The organism is Acinetobacter sp. ANC 4862 (genome assembly GCF_004336635.1).
Classification (GTDB): Bacteria; Pseudomonadota; Gammaproteobacteria; order Pseudomonadales; family Moraxellaceae; genus Acinetobacter.
In genome coordinates this window covers 1-17,482 of record NZ_SJXH01000034.1, presented here as the reverse complement: position 1 = coordinate 17,482, position 17,482 = coordinate 1, and the positions used below count along the sequence as shown (strand labels likewise).

Here is a 17,482-nt window from a genome sequence, read left to right as displayed (position 1 = left end):
TCCTTGTGAGGCTTTTTTATTGCCTTGTTCAGACTGTCTTAATTGAATTTTTAATAAAATTAGGTATTTGAGCATCATTCTTGGGCTAATGCATAAAATAGTGATGGGTATTGTAAATTGAGATTTGCAACGTCCTGCCCAGTCATGCAAAATAGAAAAATCATGTATTTGCTGTTTGATAAAGACTATGTGCCAGTTGCTCGGAATGAATTGTGCTACACCAACGGATGTGACTTTCTCATTTCGTGGTTTTTCTCAACGTGCGGGCATTACATCCGACCATTGTGATGGTTTTGGTATAGCCTTTTTTGAAGATAAAGCCTGCCGCCTTTTTGTCGATAACCAATCGGCAGTTGAATCGCCGATTGCTGAACTGGTGCGTAATTATCCAATCAAATCACGCAATGTGATTGCCCATATTCGTAAAGCGACGCAAGGCAAAATTAATCTGGAAAACTCGCATCCATTCAGTCGTGAACTGTGGGGACGTCAGTGGATTTTTGCCCATAATGGTGATTTGCATGGTTTTGATCCCACTTTATCTGGTCGTTTTACCCCTGTGGGAAATACCGACAGTGAACGCGCTTTTTGTTTTTTACTCGATCAGCTGGTTCATAAATTTGGCTATCATGAACCGAAGCTGGATCAAATTTTTGATCTGTTGGCTGAAGTTTCGCCCAAAATTGCTGAACATGGCACATTTAATTTTTGTTTGTCGAATGGGCAAGCTTTATTTACTTATGCCATCACCAAATTGCATTGGCTGGTACGAGAATACCCGTTTAAACCGGCTCAATTAATTGATCTGGATGTAGAAGTTGATTTCAGTCAGGTGACTACACCTGAAGATCGAGTCGCCGTGATTACCACAGAGCCTTTAACGCAAAATGAAGTGTGGACAGCCTTTGAGCCTGGAGAGATGATTTTATTTCAGGATGGGCGTCCCATTAGAAAACAGTTGACCCATGTAGAACGGCTTGAGCGTGAAAGATTAAATCCAGAATTAAAAAGAATCACCAAAGCAGATCAATATTAGTCAATACAAGCTAAATATGTGTAAATCTATAAAGATTTTCTATTAAATATCTTTATAGATTTTTGCTTTATGGGTGAAGTGTTTTTAAATATTAATTCCTTCGATGAACCTGATAATAAAATTTATATACTTTAAACTGTATTTTTATAATACTAAAATTTTATAATATATTTATTGTGAAAATTAAAATTAAATCAAGCTATTTTATTTTTACACATATTTTTACTTAAAAATTTAAATTAAGCATTTTATTTTTTTTAATAATTTAATCGTTATTTAAGGTTTTTTTTGATCATTAATAATCCTATTTGGTGGTTATATTGGTTAAAAAATACTTTATTCTTTTGGTTGGTTTTGTGTTTAAAATCATTATATATCATTAGCTTATGTTTTTTATATGGGTTTTTGCTTAAAACCAACTGTTTTGGTTGATTTTTATTTGTTAAAAATCAATATATTATGAGTTTATGTGATGAATCGTATATATTTTATAGGTGGTCGTAATGAAAATGAAATGGGTTCCAGAATATAATACTGGTATCGATGTGATTGACGATCAGCACAAACGAATTCTTGATTATATCAATGAAATTGATGATGTTGCAGAACATACGGATCGTGCTCGTATTAAACAAATACTTGAAAATATTATTGATTATACTCAATCGCATTTTACTTTTGAAGAGTCTTTGCAAGAAGAAGCCGGTTATAAATACCGCGTACCGCATAAACGTGTACATGATTTATTTATTAAAAAGATTGAATCATACCGTGACCGTTTCGAAATGGGACAAGCGATTGAAGGTGAATTGCATGAAGTGCTTTCAAAATGGCTGATTAACCATATTCAGCACGATGATGCAGATTATGTGGGTGCAGTAAAAGAAAATATGATGGGTATTATTAAAGAAAAAGAACAGAAAAAAGGCAAAAACTGGTTTGCTCGTTTCTTTTCATAAAAAAGATAAACGAGATAACAACAAATAAAAGTCATAATAATCTTGCGCGGCAAATCATCAAACCTGATGGTTTGCTTTTTCTTTTTGATTTTCCCCCATGACAAAGGCAAAATAGCGATAGACTTTTTTTAGGAACGCATCATGCAGGACAATGCTATGTCACGATGGCTATCACCGCTGATGGCATTTTGTTTATCTTTTATCATCATTGCCACATTAGCACCGATAGTCGGGATTCAAGTTGATCGCCAACTTGATTTTTGGTTGTTATGGTTAGGTACTATGCTTATTTTGGCATTACCGATCTGTTATTTAGAAATTGCCTTGGCGAAGCGCTCAAAAACCACAGCGTTAAATGCATTGTCTAGCTTGACGCGTGATGCAGATGCATCGCAAAAATGGCGCGTCGTCGGTTGGTTAGCGGTTGTCTTTATTCCTTTCTTGGCAGGTGGCATGCTGTCTAATGCAAGCCAGTTGTTGGGTCATTTTGCCTTCAATGGCATTGCGCCAAATCTATTGTTCGTTGGCTTGGTGATTGTTGCAATTGCACTTTCATTTGCACCTCGAATGATTATTGTCATCCTAAGTGTTGTTGGTGTTTTAGCTTCCTTAATTCTAGCGAATGTGATGGGAACAGCTTTGCCTGCTTGGCAAGTGACGCCGGTTGAATTTAGCGAGTGGGGTAGTGCGACCGTATTGGCACTGGTTGCTAGCGGTTTAGGGATGGGCTTGTATTGGCAAAGTAGTTTGCCGACGCTTAATCAACAAGATGTTGCCACCAAAACAGCTTTACCAATCTGGATTGCGCAATTATTAGCAGTGGTTGCTTTTGGCTTCTTTGCTGCCAATGCTCAAATTCCAACTTTTGCGTTTGTGGTTGCGGTAGTGAGTGCATCTGCACTTTTACTCAATATGGCACGTGAACAATTGCTGCAACGTCAACTGAATATCGCGATTCAATGGCTCGTCATCTTGGCTGCCGTATTCGTTTGGGCCATTCCTGCCATGAGTCCAATTTTTAATACGGTACTTATGCTTTGGGGCTTAGTGATTTGCTTGATTTATGCCATTTTTGCGGGCTGGATCATGAAAATTAGCCATTTACGTAAATCAATGAATTTCAGCAATGAGATGTTTTATAACTTGTGGCGTATTGCAGTGCGTGTGGTTCTGCCTGTATCAATCATCTTGGCAATGATTGCGATTATTGGACAATTGTTCTAATGAGTGAGATACCACAGGTTTGGGTGGCATATGCGGCTCAGGATCAACAGTTTCATATTGCTGTCCCTTTTCATCAAGGCATGACCGCTTTAGATGCGATTGAGCAAAGTGGGATTCGGGCACAAATTCAGTTACCCGAACCACTTTCATTGGGGATCTTTGGGGTGCGATTGCCAGATCCAAATCAAATCTTACAAGTCGGTGATCGTGTCGAGATTTATCGCGCATTAACGGTTAATCCGAAGGATATTCGCCGAAAACGGGCTGCAGAAAATCCGGTTGGACTTTATTGTCGCGGAAATCGCTTTAAACAATTGAAGTGATAAGAAAACCCCTCATTGAGGGGTTTATTTTTATTTTAAAGCGGCTATAGTGGGGGCGCATTGAGAATCGCTTCTTTTGATCCTGGTAAGCCGGGTTGAGATTCTGGAATTGTTTCCAAACCTTCAATCTTTATCACAGTGCCTGTTTGATCGAAGTAAATTCTTAAATGTTGACCGTGAGCTGCAGGAATGTTGGCTTTTTTAGCATATGTTCCTGGTATATAGTTGTAGATGTAGTCCCAACGTAAAGGATTCATTGGATCTGAAACTGTAGGGCTACCGAGCAAGAAGCGCACTTGTTGGTGACTCATACCGACCTGAATTTTTGAAGCTTGTGCTTGAGTTAATGGCGTTCCTTGCGGAATATCAACTTTATAAACGCCCAAGGTCGAACAGCCTGCGAGCAGTGAAGTGACGAGTAACGTCAACATGATTTTTTGCATTTTGCTACACTATCCCAAATTAATTATGATGCATTTGATCCACTGATAGATCATACTGCATCTAAACTTTGTTGCATATTCCAACTTTAAATTTGTTGAGAGACCTTTTTACATGCCTATTTCAAATCAAGATTTACGCAAAGCTGGACTTAAAGTTACGCTTCCACGAATAAAAATATTGGAATTATTAGAAAATTCAAGACAACACCATTTAAGCGCAGAAGACATTTATAAAACTTTACTTGAACAAGGTGAAGATGTCGGTTTAGCAACTGTGTATCGCGTGTTAACACAATTTGAAGCTGCAGGCATTATTCAACGTCATCATTTTGAAAATAATCATTCCGTTTTCGAAATTATGCAAGAAGATCACCATGATCATATTGTTTGCCAGAATTGCAACAAAGTCGTTGAGTTTACCAATGATGTGATTGAGACTCAGCAACATGAAGTGGCCGAAAAGTATGGCTTTACTTTGACAGGTCACTCTTTAAATCTTTATGGTTATTGTGATGCACCTGAATGCCAGGATGCATTACGTAAAAAATAATACTGACTTGAAATCAGTTAAAAAAACAGGCTTCTTGCGAAGCCTGTTTTTTTGCCTTTAAGCTTGGCCATCAAAAGTGATGTTCGCACTTGCATGCAATAAGCGATCGCCACCTTCTTCGGACAACTTGATTTGTAAACGAAGGTCGTTAGGTGAGTCGGCATGTTTTAATGCATCTTTATAGCTGATCTGTTTGGCTTTATACAAGTCAAACAAAGCCTGGTCAAAGGTTTGCATCCCGAGCTCACGTGAACGCTTCATCAACTCTTTAATTTCATGTACATCACCTTTACGGATCAAGTCTGCAATTAAAGGCGAGTTAATCAAAATTTCAATTGCAGCACGGCGTCCAGTGCCATCCACCGTTGGAATCAGTTGCTGGGCCACAATCGCTTTCATGTTTAAGGACAGATCCATAAACAGCTGGTTGTGTCGGTCAGCTTCAAAGAAGTGAATAATCCGGTCAAGTGCTTGGTTGGCATTGTTGGCATGCAGGGTCGCAAAGACCAGATGGCCGGTTTCGGCAAAGGCAATCGCATAATCCATGGTTTCACGGGAACGGATCTCACCAATCAGGATCACGTCTGGTGCCTGACGTAGGGTGTTTTTCAGAGCCACTTCAAAAGAGTCAGTATCAATGCCCACTTCACGTTGGGTAATGATACAGCCCTGATGCTGATGCACAAATTCAATCGGGTCTTCAATCGTAATAATATGACCCTTGGAGTTCTGATTACGGTAGCCAATAATAGAAGCCAAGGAGGTCGATTTACCAGTACCTGTTCCACCCACAAACAGAATAATTCCACGTTTGGTCATGGTCAATTCTTTTAAAATAGGCGGTAACTTCAGCTGTTCCATGGTCGGAATGACAGTTTCGATACGACGCAATACCATACCGGGTTCATCGCGTTGTTGAAATGCACTGACACGGAAACGGGCAGTTTTGTCGCGGTTGCTGATGGCAAAGTTACATTCGTGCGTTTCAGCAAATTCTTTACGTTGCTTTTCACTCATTATTGAGTTTAAAAGTCGCCCTATTGTTGCACCCGGTAATTTGACCGAACCAATCTGTATAATCTGTCCATTTACCTTGATAGAAGGTTCGACATCGGCAGTAATAAACAGATCCGATGCTTTTTTCTCCACCATATATTCGAGTAAGCCGTTAAAATCCATGTATAAAAACCCCAATACAATTCAAGTTTTCTTATAAGAATGATTCTGGTTGCTTTGCCATAGTGCGGGCAGTTTGTGAACTGATAATGCCTTTAGCCACCAGAGTTTTTAGGCTTTGATCTAGCGTAGTCATACCGTAGTTAGCACCTGTTTGAATGGCAGAATACATTTGAGCCACTTTGTTCTCACGGATCAGGTTACGGATGGCAGGAATACCAATCATGATTTCATGTGCTGCAACACGACCACCACCATTTTTCTTCAATAATGCTTGAGAAATCACGGCTTGTAATGATTCAGACAACATGGCACGAACCATGTCTTTTTCTTCTGCCGGGAATACATCAATGACACGGTCAATGGTTTTTGCTGCAGAGGTGGTATGTAGTGTACCGAAGACCAAGTGACCGGTTTCAGCGGCAGTCAATGCCAAACGGATGGTTTCAAGGTCACGCATCTCACCGACCAGAATAATGTCAGGGTCTTCACGTAGGGCAGAACGCAATGCTTCATTAAAGCCATGGGTATCGCGGTGGACTTCACGTTGGTTGACCAGACATTTTTTTGATTCGTGTACAAACTCGATCGGGTCTTCGACGGTCAAAATGTGGTCATAACGGTTGTCATTAATATAATCCACCATTGCCGCAAGGGTGGTTGATTTACCAGAACCCGTTGGACCTGTCACTAGCACAATACCACGTGGGAAGTTACAAATATCTTTGAAGATTTGACCCATACCAAGGTCTTCAATGGTCAGTACTTTTGATGGAATGGTACGGAATACTGCACCAGCACCACGGTTTTGGTTGAATGCGTTGACACGGAAACGTGCCACACCCGGTACTTCAAAAGAAAAGTCAGTCTCTAACTTTTCTTCAAAATCACGACGCTGTTTATCGTTCATGATGTCATACACAAGTTTGTGTACTTCTTTATGTTCTAAAGCGGGTAAGTTGATACGACGAACTTCGCCATCGACACGGATGAGTGGTGGCATACCCGCTGATAAGTGTAAGTCTGACGCCCCATTTTTAGCAGAAAATGCTAAAAGTTCAGTGATGTCCATAATTTCCCCGAGATCATTTAAATGTTATTTATTTTGTTAGAATAATAAGGCTTTCCCAGAGCTTAACCAACAGTTAGTTTAAAGGGAAAGTAAAAAAAGATGAACGAAAATGAGAACCTCGTCAATGAATAGTCTTCAAGCATCACGAAATAAAGTTTTACAGCAAATTGAAGATGCCTGTAAACAGGCCCAGCGTGAGCCGAAAACCGTACAGTTACTGGCTGTTTCGAAGACTCATCCAAGTGAGTCGCTACGTGAAATGTACCAAACCGGGCAGCGCGCATTTGGAGAAAATTATTTACAAGAAGCTTTGGATAAAATTGAAACTTTAAATGATTTAGATATCGAATGGCATTTTATTGGACATGTTCAACGCAATAAAACCAAACATCTGGCTGCAAGCTTTGCATGGGTGCATGGGGTAGATCGTTTAATCATTGCAGAGCGTTTATCCAGTCAGCGAGAAGCCACTCAAGCACCGCTGAATATTTGTCTACAAGTCAATATTGATGCGCAAGAGACTAAAGATGGCTGTCAGCCAAATGAAGTGGTGGAACTGGTTCAAAAGATTAGCCAGCTTCCACATTTAAAATTGCGCGGTTTGATGGTGATTCCCGCACCCCACAATACCCAGGCTTTTGTAGATGCGAAGCAACTTTTTGACAGCGTTAAAAAAGAACATGTACATCCTGAAGACTGGGATACGTTAAGCATGGGCATGTCGAGTGATATGACTGAGGCGATTGCTGCAGGCTCAACGATGGTTCGAGTTGGAACTGCATTGTTCGGCGCGCGAGATTATTCAAACTAAAGAATACTCACATCCATTTTGATTATTTTGAAAACTGAACTTTAGGGTTCAGTTTTTGCTTTAAAAATTGAGCTTTCAACTAAAGTTGAGTACAAAAGGAACTATCTAAGGGAATAGTCTGTATAAAAATTATTTATTCGACCAAGAAAATAGGGAAGTGTATGACGGCATATTATCAATTGATCGGGCGAAATACGGATGTGGCCGGAGAAGTCACGGCGCATTACCGCTCAACCCTACTGGCTCAAGGGGCATGGAATGAGCATGAGCAGCATATGGCGCCAGCGACAGGTATTATTTGTGCGGAATTAGACCAGTTTTCCCCACGAAATGATATGCGTATTGGCCGGATCAGTTTAGATATTTTAGGTCTGATTCCTGCTGGAGAGTTTAGTATCACCACCAAAGTAATTCGCCCAGGCAAGACCATTGAGCTGATTGAGTCAGAAATGAAAGCTCAGGGCAAAAGCTGTATCGTTGCACGTACCTGGCGCATGATGACGCAAAATAGCCATGACATTAAAGGTTTGGAAGATGCTCATGGAAATGCGCCTGAACATGCGCCAGTGTGGGAAGGAATTCGTCAGTGGCCGGGTGGGTATATTCAGTCGATAGAAGCGCGAAGTCATCAGCGCCGTGCAGGGAAGGGCATTGTTTGGTTGCGAACGCCACATAACATGGTTGAAGGTGAACCTACCAGTGATTTTGTCCGCTTAATGGGGATGGTCGATACCGCCAATGGCATTGTGCCACGTCAAGAACCACCTTTTAGCTGGGGCTTTCCTAATCTGGATTTACAGATCCATATGCACCGTTTACCGCAAGGTCAGTGGCTGGGTCTGGAAACTATGCAGCAATATGGCGACGATGGTATCGGTCTAACCAGTTCCGTGTTGCATGATCTTTCTGGACCATTTGGACGCAGCGAACAGATTCTGACTTTGCGCCCCATGGCATAGTTTTTTACAAATAAAGGCCTAGAGCATCTTCTAGGCTTTTTTATGATTTTCGGATTTTAAAATTACCCCACCACTTGAATGGTACTTGCACCTGCACCTAACGGTTTCACCTGAATCTGTACCGGAATCCGTTCATGCATTTCTTGAATATGCGAGATCAGTACTACTTTGCGTCCCTGACTTTGCAACTGATCTAGGGCATTCATTACCATATATAAAGAAGATGCATCTAAAGTCCCAAAACCTTCATCAATAAACAGCGATTCAATTTTCATCGAACCCGAGGCCATATTGGCAATCGCAAGTGACAAAGCGAGGGCAGTCAGGAAGGATTCCCCACCCGAGAGTGAAGAGACTGAACGGGTTTCCCCATCCATATCGTGATCAACAATAGCGAGGCTCAAAGAGTGGTCTAAACGCTTGAGGGTATAACGCTGCGATAACATGGCGAGTTGCTGATTGGCATGCTCAACCAGAATGTCGAGATTGTATTGCTGGGCATAATCACGGAATTTTTTACCGTTCGCATCGCCCATCAATCCAGAAATTTTGCCCCAGCGATGTTCCTGTTGCTGAATGTTTTGAATCTGATCGGCAAATTTGGCCTGTTTATCAAGATTATCTTGATGGCGTGCAAGATCGACTTTGAGTTTGTCTAAGACCTCAGATTGAGCCGTTAAAGCTTCCAGATTGTCTTTGATTTGCTGTGTTAAGACATTTAACTCAATATTCGGTTGCTGGCTGAGATGCGCTGTCTGTTGCTCTTGTAAGGTTTTTAAAGCCGATGCACTTTCATTCACTAACCGTTCAGCATTTTGCAGTTGAGTCCGAATCTCCTGTTCTTGCGCAGAACTGATCTGTACTAGGTCAGCTAAATCATGAGTTGTAAAATTTTGATGTGCTTTCAACCAGTTTTCAATTTCAACATTAAGCTGATTAATGGTTTTTTGATGTTCAGCCTGTCGGGAGGTCAATTGTTTCAAATCACTCTGCTGTCTCTCAAAATCGATCCTCAATCGTTCAAAACTTTGCTTTTGCTGCTGATAGATCTGTTGTTTTTGTTGACGGTCTGCATCGTGTTGAAGCAACCATTCATGCGGTTTGATTTCCGTTAAATCGGTCATCTGTTGAATGAGTTGAGTGGCAATTTGGGTATTTTGTTGCCCTCTGGCATAGGCTTGATCGCGTGCTTGGGTCGTTTCAGAAATGAGCTTCGCTAGATTGTTCTGATTTGCGCTAACTAAAGTTAAAGTTTGATGAAGATTATCTTGATCTTTAGCGAGCTTATCTAAGCTGGTCAGATGTTGAGCACGATTTAATAATGTTGTTAAAACAACTTTTGCTTGAGCCGTGGTGTGTGTGATCCATTGCTGTTGTTCAGCTTCACTTAAACAAGCGACGACATGCCGAACGTGTTGTTGCAAGTTTTCTGCATTGTTCAGTTGATATTGAATACTTTGAATTTGTTGGGCTAAAGTGTGTTGATCTTTAAGAACCTGATTGAGGGTTGTTAATTGATCTTCAATAGCTTGTTTTTCATTTCTAAATTGAGTGAGCGCATCTAAAACTTGTCTTTCAATATCATGAGCTGATTGTTCAAAATTGATTTGAATCTGCACATTTGAAAACTGTTGCGCTAATTCATTTTGCTGGATTGCTAATTTTCCAAGATTACTTTGAATGCTGTTTTTGAGTTGATCCAGTTCAGATTGCGCTTTGGTCGCCTGTTGTTGTGCCATTTGCCAGCGTTGAAAAGCTTCTTGCTCTTCTTGCATGGCGTGTTGTTCTTGCTGTTGTTGCAATTCAAACAAGGCTTTTGAAACGTGTGACTCATCATTTTTATAAGGATGAGAGGTGCTACCACATACCAGACAAGGCTCATCCGCCACTAAATTAATCCGTAATTGCTCAATATTTTCTGCATGCAATAAGCGCTGTTTTTGCAAAATTTCTTGTAGTTGAACCCGTTCATTTTTTGCCGTTTCAAAGGCTTTTTCTGCTTGTGTGCTTGCCTGATTCAGTACAAGTGCGTGCGAACTGAATGTTTGTAATTTAGTTTGATGGTTAGATAGATCCGCATGTAATTCAAAATATTGCTTTAACTTTTGTTGTGCAAGATCCAGCTGATTAAGCTGTGAAATTTTCAGCTCACGCTCTGTATTCAGTTTTAGCAGTTGCTGTTCAATCTGCGTGACAGAACCAAATTCAGTCTGGAGCTGATCTAGCTTGTGTTGATCTTCTGCACATTTTGATTGTGCCTCGGTCAGATCCCCTAAACTTTGCTCAATTGTTTGATATTGAGTAATGAATTGCTGTAATTGTTGAATATGTGCATGAATACTTTGATCCAGCGAGGTGAATTTTTCAGTTTCAGATAATTGCTTTTGGATTGCTTTTTGTTGGTCGAAAAGCCTTGAAATATCCAGTTCAATATTTTGTTTTTGCACATTTAAGGGCTGTTGTTGTGCATCTAACTCTATGCATCTAGTTTTCAGCTTGTTAAATTCAGCCCCAATAAAATCACGTTCTTGAATACAGCTTCGAACTTGTTTTAAAGCCTCGGCATGGGTAAATTCAAAATCTTGTAGAGCTTTAAGTTCAGTGTCCGCTTTTTTATAGTGTTGTTCTTCATTATAAAATTGCTTTGAAACCACATCAAAAGAATTCTGGAGTTGCTGAATGTGTGGTGTAAGCTGTTGTTGGGCTTTGACTAATTGAGCCTGTTGAAACACAGTTGGGCGAATACCTGAAAATACTTCTAAACGGCTCAGTTTTTGACGTTCAGCGGCTAACTGTTGTTGAATGAAAAATTGATGATCATAATTTTTTTGTTTGTCACTGATTTGGTTTTCCAGCTTTTGATTTTCTTCAAACCAAAGTTGTTGTTTGCTTAGATCTGCTTTTTCAGTCTCTAATTTTTTATATTCAATATTTGCGATTGTAAATTGCTGATTCAATTCAGCAATTGCTTCATCTGACAAAATATCAATATGACCAATCATTTCTTCGAGTTTTTTACGCTCTTTTTCAATATCAGCGGTTTTACGAAATGCAATTTCACCAATTTTGGCAAAAATATTAGAGTTGGTTAAATATTCCAGTAAAGCACCACGTTCATTATCCCGGGCTTTTAAAAATGCCGTGACTTCAGATTGAGCCAGTAAAACTGCACGGGTAAATTGCTCAAAACTGAGTTGGGTGATTTTGAGAATACTGGCTTCGACTGCTTTGGCTTTGTCCGCAATCACCACACCATCGGTTAAACATTTTAAATGGCGTTGCACACTCTGTAATTTACCTGTGGCACTTTCACGCGCACGTTTAATTTCCCAGCGTGCCAGATAATGCTTTTGATCCTGTGCCACAAAAACAAGTTCGGCAAAGCCATGTCCGGTACCACGGCGAAGCACGGTTAACGTTGAATTGGCGAGTAATTCAGAACCATCGACATCGACCAATTTACCATCACTGCTTTTAAGACGCGGCACTTGGTTAAACAGTGCCAGACACATTGCATCTAAAATCGTGGATTTACCTGCACCCGTTTTACCAATAATGGCAATTAAACCGGCATTGGCCAAAGGTTCACTTTCAAAATCAATAAAATGTTCGCCAGCAAGAGATGCCAGATTTTTTATACGAATAGATAAAATTTTCATGGCAAATCCTTAAATCGTGTTTCTATCTTCAAGTGAACGATGGGCTTCTTGAACCAGAGTCTGAAAATCTTTTAACACCGCATCATCCTGCGCATAACCTTTATTCTGCCAAATTTGTTCAAACAATTTTTCTGGCGTTGGCGGTTCAAGCTGAATTTTTGCAGACGAGTTTTGCACTTGATTGTTTTTATATTGGCGTGAAATTTTAACCAGACGATAGCGGTCTTTAGGCAAGGCATCTTCAAATTGTTGTCTTAAATTGGGCAGGGGCGGTGTGTCGGTATGATATTCAATATCGATATATTCACGTTGATCAATATTGGCAATTTCACCACTGGCGAGGGCTTTAAGTTGAGCAAACACTTCCTGCAATTCTCCTCGAATTCGATGTAACTGAATACTGCGAGGGATGGGCAGGGCTTCAAATTGAAAAGCAGTTTCATCAGCTTTCGATGGTTCAATTTTGACTTCAACCACTTGGTGCTTGTAGTTAATTTCACTGAAAGATAAAGGAATCGGTGAGCCGCTATAACGAATATGCGGATGCTGAACTTTTTGTGGTTTATGCAAATGCCCAAGTGCCACGTAATCAATCACATCATCAAATAATGCAGTAGAGAGGGCTTCTTCATTGCCAATAATAATCGGGCGTTCCGAGTCGGAAGTTTCACCGCCTTGCATATGCGCATGTGACATTAAAATCAGCGCCTGATCATCGGTCTTACGTTTCTTGGCTTCGCTAATCAGTTGTTGATGTAAATAGGCAATCGCATTTTGGCTATTGGTGGTGTGTTCATTAAAACCGGTAATTTCAGCCGCACGTAAAAAAGGCAGACTTAAACACCAGGCGACAATCTTTTTATCTCGATCATAAATGGGTTGCAGTAAGCGATCGAGATCTAAAGTCTTGTCATCATTCCAGCGAACCACTCCCACCGTTCTGGCATTGTATTTTTCCAGCAAGGGTTCGACCTGTTCAATCCGATAACCCGAATCATGATTACCGGCAATCATCAGCGTTTGCATATGCGGGGCAAGAGCATGGGCATCGGCTAAAAATTGATACAGCTGTTTTTGCGCAGCTGATGCAGGATTGATAACATCAAAAATATCACCGGCAATCAGTAGCGCATGTGGCTGTTTCTGTTGTATTTGTTGAAGTAGCCAACTTAAAAACTGTTCATGTTCATACTGGCGTGAATGGTTATAAAAGAATTGTCCCAAGTGCCAATCTGATGTATGAAAAAAATGAACAGTCATGTAACGCCCCAAATCACAATGCATGATGAGGCTATAAATTACCATAAATGCAGCCACTTATTATGCAATACATCGCGGGTGCGACCACTTAAGTCGTGTTAATTCATTAGAATTTATCTCTTTTTTTTATTGCGCTTTTTCATCTGCTTCAACCAGACCGAAGGTATTTTGATCTAGGTCGAGAAAATATCCCTGCCAGCAACGTCCTGGAATGGCAAATTTAGGCATGGCAATTTGACCACCGGCCTCAAGAATCTTCCTGGAAGCTTCATCGAAATTTTCAACCAGTACAGAACAGGTAAAAGCATTGGTGCCACAATGTGTTGGTGGTACAGCTGCAGGACGTTTCAGTAAGCCACCCGACATGTTTTCAGTTTCGATCTGGTAATATTCAATAGGAAGACCTTCAACTTTGCTAAATTTCCAGCCAAAAACAGTCTGGTAAAAGTCAATATCTCTGGGTGGGTTTGAAGACTGGATTTCAAAGTAGACAATGTAATTCATCATGTGATCCTGAGTGTTGTTTTGAAAATTTTAGAAAAATAGAGGGGCATTGTTCCAATTGCAGAACATACGAACTACTTCGAAAATAAATCAAATATCTAGAAAGGTGTGTTTCTTCTTTGAGAGAAATTGTAGAATAAATAATCATTTTTAAATGTAAAAATGTTCAGTTGCGAACAGCAATTTATGTTTTGGGGACCTACTTGAAGTAGGTAAATCATAAAAAAAGCAAATAGAAATTCATTCAGGGCACCGGTTTATAGGTCATCGAATTTCTTTTGTATCCAGATTAGAGCACCACTATGCCAGATAATCCGTTTGATCATAATCTGCCGAATGACATGTTTTATAAAACATTATTAGAGTCGACCTTAGCCATTCCATGGAGCATTGACTGGGCAACAAAGCAGTTTAGTTATATTGGTCCGCAAATTGAAAAGTTACTGGGCTGGAAACAGGATTCCTGGAAGTCGGTGCAGGACTGGGCAGACCGCATGCATCGGGATGATCGTGATCATGTATTGAATTATTGTGTGTCGCAATCCATTGCAGGCATAGATCATGAGGCGGATTATCGTGCTTTAAAAGCAACAGGTGGTTATTGCTGGATTCGAGATGTGGTTCATGTGGTACGCAAGGAAAATGGTGAAGTTGAAAGTTTAGTCGGCTTTATGTTTGATATTTCTGATCGTAAGAAAAAGGAAGAAGAATTAACAGCCTTACACCGCAAGCTGGAAGAATTTTCCTATAAGGATGGTTTAACCGAAATTGCCAACCGCCGTCTATTTGATGATTTTTATTCGCGCGAATGGTACAACGCAATACGTGAGCAAAAGCCAATATCGGTGATTTTGATCGATATCGACTTTTTCAAGCAATACAATGACTTTAATGGGCACATTATTGGCGATGCCTGTATTAAGCAGATTGCACAGATGCTGGAAAGTTGCTGTGTACGTCCACGTGATCTGGTGGCACGTTATGGCGGAGAAGAATTTGCGATCGTATTGCCAGAAACGCATTTAGAAGGAGCGATTCAAATTGCAGACAATATACTCCGCATGATGGATCAGGCGAATCTTCCGCATCGGGCATCTCCCATTTCTGAAAATGTCAGCTTAAGTCTGGGGGTAAAATGTATTTGCCCGACAGAAAAAGATGACAAAATACACTTTTTGAATCTGGTCGATAAAAACCTGTTTAAAGCCAAACAGACCGGACGTAAGCGGTTTGTTGCTGATGAAATAGCAAATTCAATTTTAAGTTCAGCGAACAATTGAAACGCAGATAAAATCAATAATCCCCTCAAGCGAGGGGATTATTTTTATTCATCTTTTATCAATCTTTAAAATATACCGGAATCCATTGATAACTCTTACCGTCTTTAGAATAAATATGTCCAAGACCCGGGAAAGGTAAGTGCGGTGCTGCAATCAGCTGACCCTCTTTGGCATATTCGGCAAAGTGTTTCAGACGTGTCTGTACCGCTGCTTTGGGATCAACATCAAATTCAATGGCGGTTTCAGGACGGTCAAACTGAAGGGTATGGGAATGCACGATGTCGCCAATAAATACCGCTTCCTGACCATCGGCTTTGAGTTTAAAGCTGTAATGTCCCGAGGTATGACCAAACGATGGTTTAAATTCGATACCGCCAAAAGCCAAGGATTTGTCAGAGAATACCTTCACTTTTTGGGCTTTCTCATACGGAGCTAAAGCCGCTTTAATTTTTTCAACCGTACCCAAGAAACCTGCTTGCTTGTCTTTTGGCAGTTTCTTCACGGTATTTGGATTGAGCCAGTAGTCATATTCGGTTTTGGCAATATGCAATGTGGCATTTGGATAGTTTGCTGCACCATTATTTGAAATGCCACAGACATGGTCAGGGTGTAAATGAGTGAGAAAGATCTCATTCACTTGTTCAGGCTTATAACCTGATGCTTTGAGGTTGTTATAGATCGAACCTAAATGTGCACCAAAGCAGCTGGCTGCACCGCTATCCACCATCAACAGTTGATTGCCTGTCTTGATCAAGAAGGCATTGACTGAGGTTTGGATGCCTTTGGCTTGGTCGGCATAGTATTTCTTGAGAATTTCAGTTTTTTCTGTGTCGCTTAAGCCTTTAAACATGGCAGGGCTTAGGTAGTTTGTTCCATCGAGTAGGGCGGTGATTTGGGTATTACCGATTTGATGGTGGTAGTAGCCTGAGACTTGTTTCGGGGCTTGGATGGTGCTTGGTTCAGCAGCTTGGGTGGTAAGGGTTGCTGTACCAAGTGTGAGTGCGATTAGGAGGGGTTTTAGGTTTTTCATGGGGTTCTTATTAAAGTGAAAGTGATGAATATTTTTAGCATAGATAAGTATAGATTTTAAATTTTTAGGTTCGATTTTTTCCTTACTTTTGAAGGATCAAAAGTAACAAAAATCCTTTGTTCGTTAGAGGGCACATCCGTGTGCCCCTAACGAACGGGCGACATCCATGTTGCAGGTCATGTGATTAAACACTGTTTTAACTACTTAGTAAGTTTCATTAAAATCTTTCTTATGAATCGTAATTTCCATTGTATTTTCAAAATCATGAGGAGGTTTTTGTCTAAGATCTTCAACGATTGCGAATACAGTTGAAAAGATAGCAGATCGTGTAAATTGAAGTAAATTTTGAAGGCTATTTTCAAATTCACTTATTTTTACATAAGTGTGAGTTGAGTCATTAGAGAGATCAAATGAATCAGGGACTAAGAATAAAATATGATGTTCTAGCGAGTTTCGCCAGACTTTATAAAATCCAAATTGTCCATCTTTTTCATTTAAGTCATATATAAGGCTATTAATAGCAATTAACCCGAAGTTAATTTTACTTTCTAGAATAGCCTTGTTTTTGTACCAAAAGTTATTAAAAGCTGTATTTTTATCAATTGAAAGTGAAAAATAATGGCATAGAAATATTGCCAGTTTATCTAATATTGAAAAGCATAGTCTAAAACAAGTCCTTAATTTTTCAGATCGTATATTAATAATCTCTTGATCATTTAGTTCTGAATAACAACTTTCAAAATCACATTTAGAGCTGTCAGTAAATTTAGATTCATAGTAGAGAACACGAACCAATGAGAACTCAGCTTTAATACGGTTTAGATATTGTTCATACTGAAGAATATTTTTTGAAGAAACCACTCCTTCTAACAGTGTTAAATTATCTCGTTCATTGGCTATGCATGAACAATACATTCCATGAATATTAAGTGTTAAATTTTTCTCTATACACCATTTTCTAAAATGGCTCATTGAAGAATATTCTTTGTCAGTTTCTATTTTATGTAAGCGTGCGCTGAACCCCATAGCTATTTTTTAATTTTGGTCGGGTTTCCAGCGGTGCGGCAGCAATTCTTCTATTTGGCTCACTTTATGTGTCGGCAACCTTTTCAGCACATTACTTAAATAGGCATACGGATCCAAGCCATTCAGTTTTGCTGACTGGATTAAAGTCATGATATTGGCAGCTCGTTGGC

The 17,482-nt window shown here is 39.9% G+C and carries 17 protein-coding genes; 8 read left to right on the top strand and 9 right to left on the bottom strand.

The annotated features are described in order from the left end of the window. Positions 1-187 precede the first annotated feature (187 nt). The 4 genes from E0409_RS13230 to E0409_RS13215 all read left to right on the top strand — a co-directional run bounded on the left by E0409_RS13230 (position 188) and on the right by E0409_RS13215 (position 3,542). Positions 188-1,036, top strand: a complete 849-nt coding sequence (locus tag E0409_RS13230; protein ID WP_131291546.1) for a class II glutamine amidotransferase — start codon at positions 188-190, stop codon at positions 1,034-1,036. A 503-nt stretch (positions 1,037-1,539) separates the two neighbouring features. Further along, positions 1,540-1,995 carry a bacteriohemerythrin gene (locus E0409_RS13225; protein WP_131291544.1) on the top strand — a complete coding sequence of 152 codons (456 nt, stop codon included), beginning with the start codon at positions 1,540-1,542 and terminating at the stop codon, positions 1,993-1,995. 141 nt (positions 1,996-2,136) lie between these two features. Further along, positions 2,137-3,219, top strand: coding sequence for a hypothetical protein (locus E0409_RS13220; protein ID WP_131291542.1), 1,083 nt, complete (start codon positions 2,137-2,139; stop codon positions 3,217-3,219). Next, positions 3,219-3,542, top strand: coding sequence for an RnfH family protein (locus tag E0409_RS13215; RefSeq protein WP_131291540.1), 324 nt, complete (start codon positions 3,219-3,221; stop codon positions 3,540-3,542). The genes E0409_RS13220 and E0409_RS13215 overlap by 1 nt, the downstream gene beginning before the upstream one ends. 44 nt (positions 3,543-3,586) lie before the next feature. Here the strand turns inward: E0409_RS13215 and E0409_RS13210 are convergent, their stop codons facing one another. Continuing rightward, positions 3,587-3,985 (bottom strand): outer membrane protein assembly factor BamE, encoded by a 399-nt coding sequence (locus tag E0409_RS13210; RefSeq protein ID WP_131291538.1) that lies wholly within the window; start codon positions 3,983-3,985, stop codon positions 3,587-3,589. Positions 3,986-4,097: 112 nt separating this feature from the next. Between E0409_RS13210 and fur the strand changes: the two genes are divergently transcribed. Next, the gene (gene fur, locus E0409_RS13205) at positions 4,098-4,535 is read left to right on the top strand and encodes a ferric iron uptake transcriptional regulator (protein WP_067723906.1); all 438 of its coding nucleotides are present in this window, start codon (positions 4,098-4,100) and stop codon (positions 4,533-4,535) included. A gap of 57 nt (positions 4,536-4,592) precedes the next feature. Here the strand turns inward: fur and E0409_RS13200 are convergent, their stop codons facing one another. Both E0409_RS13200 and E0409_RS13195 read right to left on the bottom strand, forming a co-directional pair. Further along, the gene (locus E0409_RS13200) at positions 4,593-5,714 is read right to left on the bottom strand and encodes a PilT/PilU family type 4a pilus ATPase (protein ID WP_131291536.1); all 1,122 of its coding nucleotides are present in this window, start codon (positions 5,712-5,714) and stop codon (positions 4,593-4,595) included. 31 nt (positions 5,715-5,745) lie between these two features. Next, complete coding sequence (locus E0409_RS13195) at positions 5,746-6,783, bottom strand: type IV pilus twitching motility protein PilT (RefSeq protein WP_131291534.1); 1,038 nt, start codon at positions 6,781-6,783, stop codon at positions 5,746-5,748. Positions 6,784-6,907: 124 nt separating this feature from the next. Here E0409_RS13195 and E0409_RS13190 point away from each other — a divergent pair, with 124 nt between their 5' ends. Beyond that, entirely contained in the window at positions 6,908-7,594 is a 687-nt protein-coding gene (locus tag E0409_RS13190; protein ID WP_131291531.1) for a YggS family pyridoxal phosphate-dependent enzyme, read from the top strand. A gap of 161 nt (positions 7,595-7,755) precedes the next feature. Continuing rightward, the gene (locus tag E0409_RS13185) at positions 7,756-8,553 is read left to right on the top strand and encodes a thioesterase family protein (protein ID WP_131291529.1); all 798 of its coding nucleotides are present in this window, start codon (positions 7,756-7,758) and stop codon (positions 8,551-8,553) included. Positions 8,554-8,615: 62 nt separating this feature from the next. Here the strand turns inward: E0409_RS13185 and E0409_RS13180 are convergent, their stop codons facing one another. From E0409_RS13180 to E0409_RS13170, 3 genes are all read right to left on the bottom strand, one after another. Continuing rightward, positions 8,616-12,212: an AAA family ATPase gene (locus E0409_RS13180; protein ID WP_131291527.1), complete on the bottom strand. Its 3,597-nt coding sequence runs from the start codon at positions 12,210-12,212 to the stop codon at positions 8,616-8,618. Positions 12,213-12,221: 9 nt separating this feature from the next. Next, positions 12,222-13,472, bottom strand: a complete 1,251-nt coding sequence (locus E0409_RS13175; protein ID WP_131291525.1) for an exonuclease SbcCD subunit D C-terminal domain-containing protein — start codon at positions 13,470-13,472, stop codon at positions 12,222-12,224. Positions 13,473-13,598: 126 nt separating this feature from the next. Continuing rightward, on the bottom strand, positions 13,599-13,976 hold the full coding sequence (locus E0409_RS13170; RefSeq protein WP_131291523.1) for a VOC family protein: 378 nt from the start codon (positions 13,974-13,976) through the stop codon (positions 13,599-13,601). 302 nt (positions 13,977-14,278) lie between these two features. On the opposite strand from E0409_RS13170, the gene E0409_RS13165 reads away from it, so the two are divergent. Further along, the gene (locus E0409_RS13165) at positions 14,279-15,256 is read left to right on the top strand and encodes a diguanylate cyclase (protein WP_131291521.1); all 978 of its coding nucleotides are present in this window, start codon (positions 14,279-14,281) and stop codon (positions 15,254-15,256) included. A gap of 58 nt (positions 15,257-15,314) precedes the next feature. Here E0409_RS13165 and E0409_RS13160 read toward each other — a convergent pair whose 3' ends face one another. The 3 genes from E0409_RS13160 to E0409_RS13150 form a co-directional block, all read right to left on the bottom strand. Then, positions 15,315-16,286 (bottom strand): MBL fold metallo-hydrolase, encoded by a 972-nt coding sequence (locus tag E0409_RS13160; RefSeq protein WP_131291519.1) that lies wholly within the window; start codon positions 16,284-16,286, stop codon positions 15,315-15,317. 204 nt (positions 16,287-16,490) lie between these two features. Next, positions 16,491-17,258, bottom strand: coding sequence for an LA2681 family HEPN domain-containing protein (locus tag E0409_RS13155; RefSeq protein WP_252151817.1), 768 nt, complete (start codon positions 17,256-17,258; stop codon positions 16,491-16,493). A gap of 63 nt (positions 17,259-17,321) precedes the next feature. Then, on the bottom strand, positions 17,322-17,482 hold a 161-nt coding region (locus E0409_RS13150; protein ID WP_131291517.1), incomplete at its 5' end, for a transposase domain-containing protein.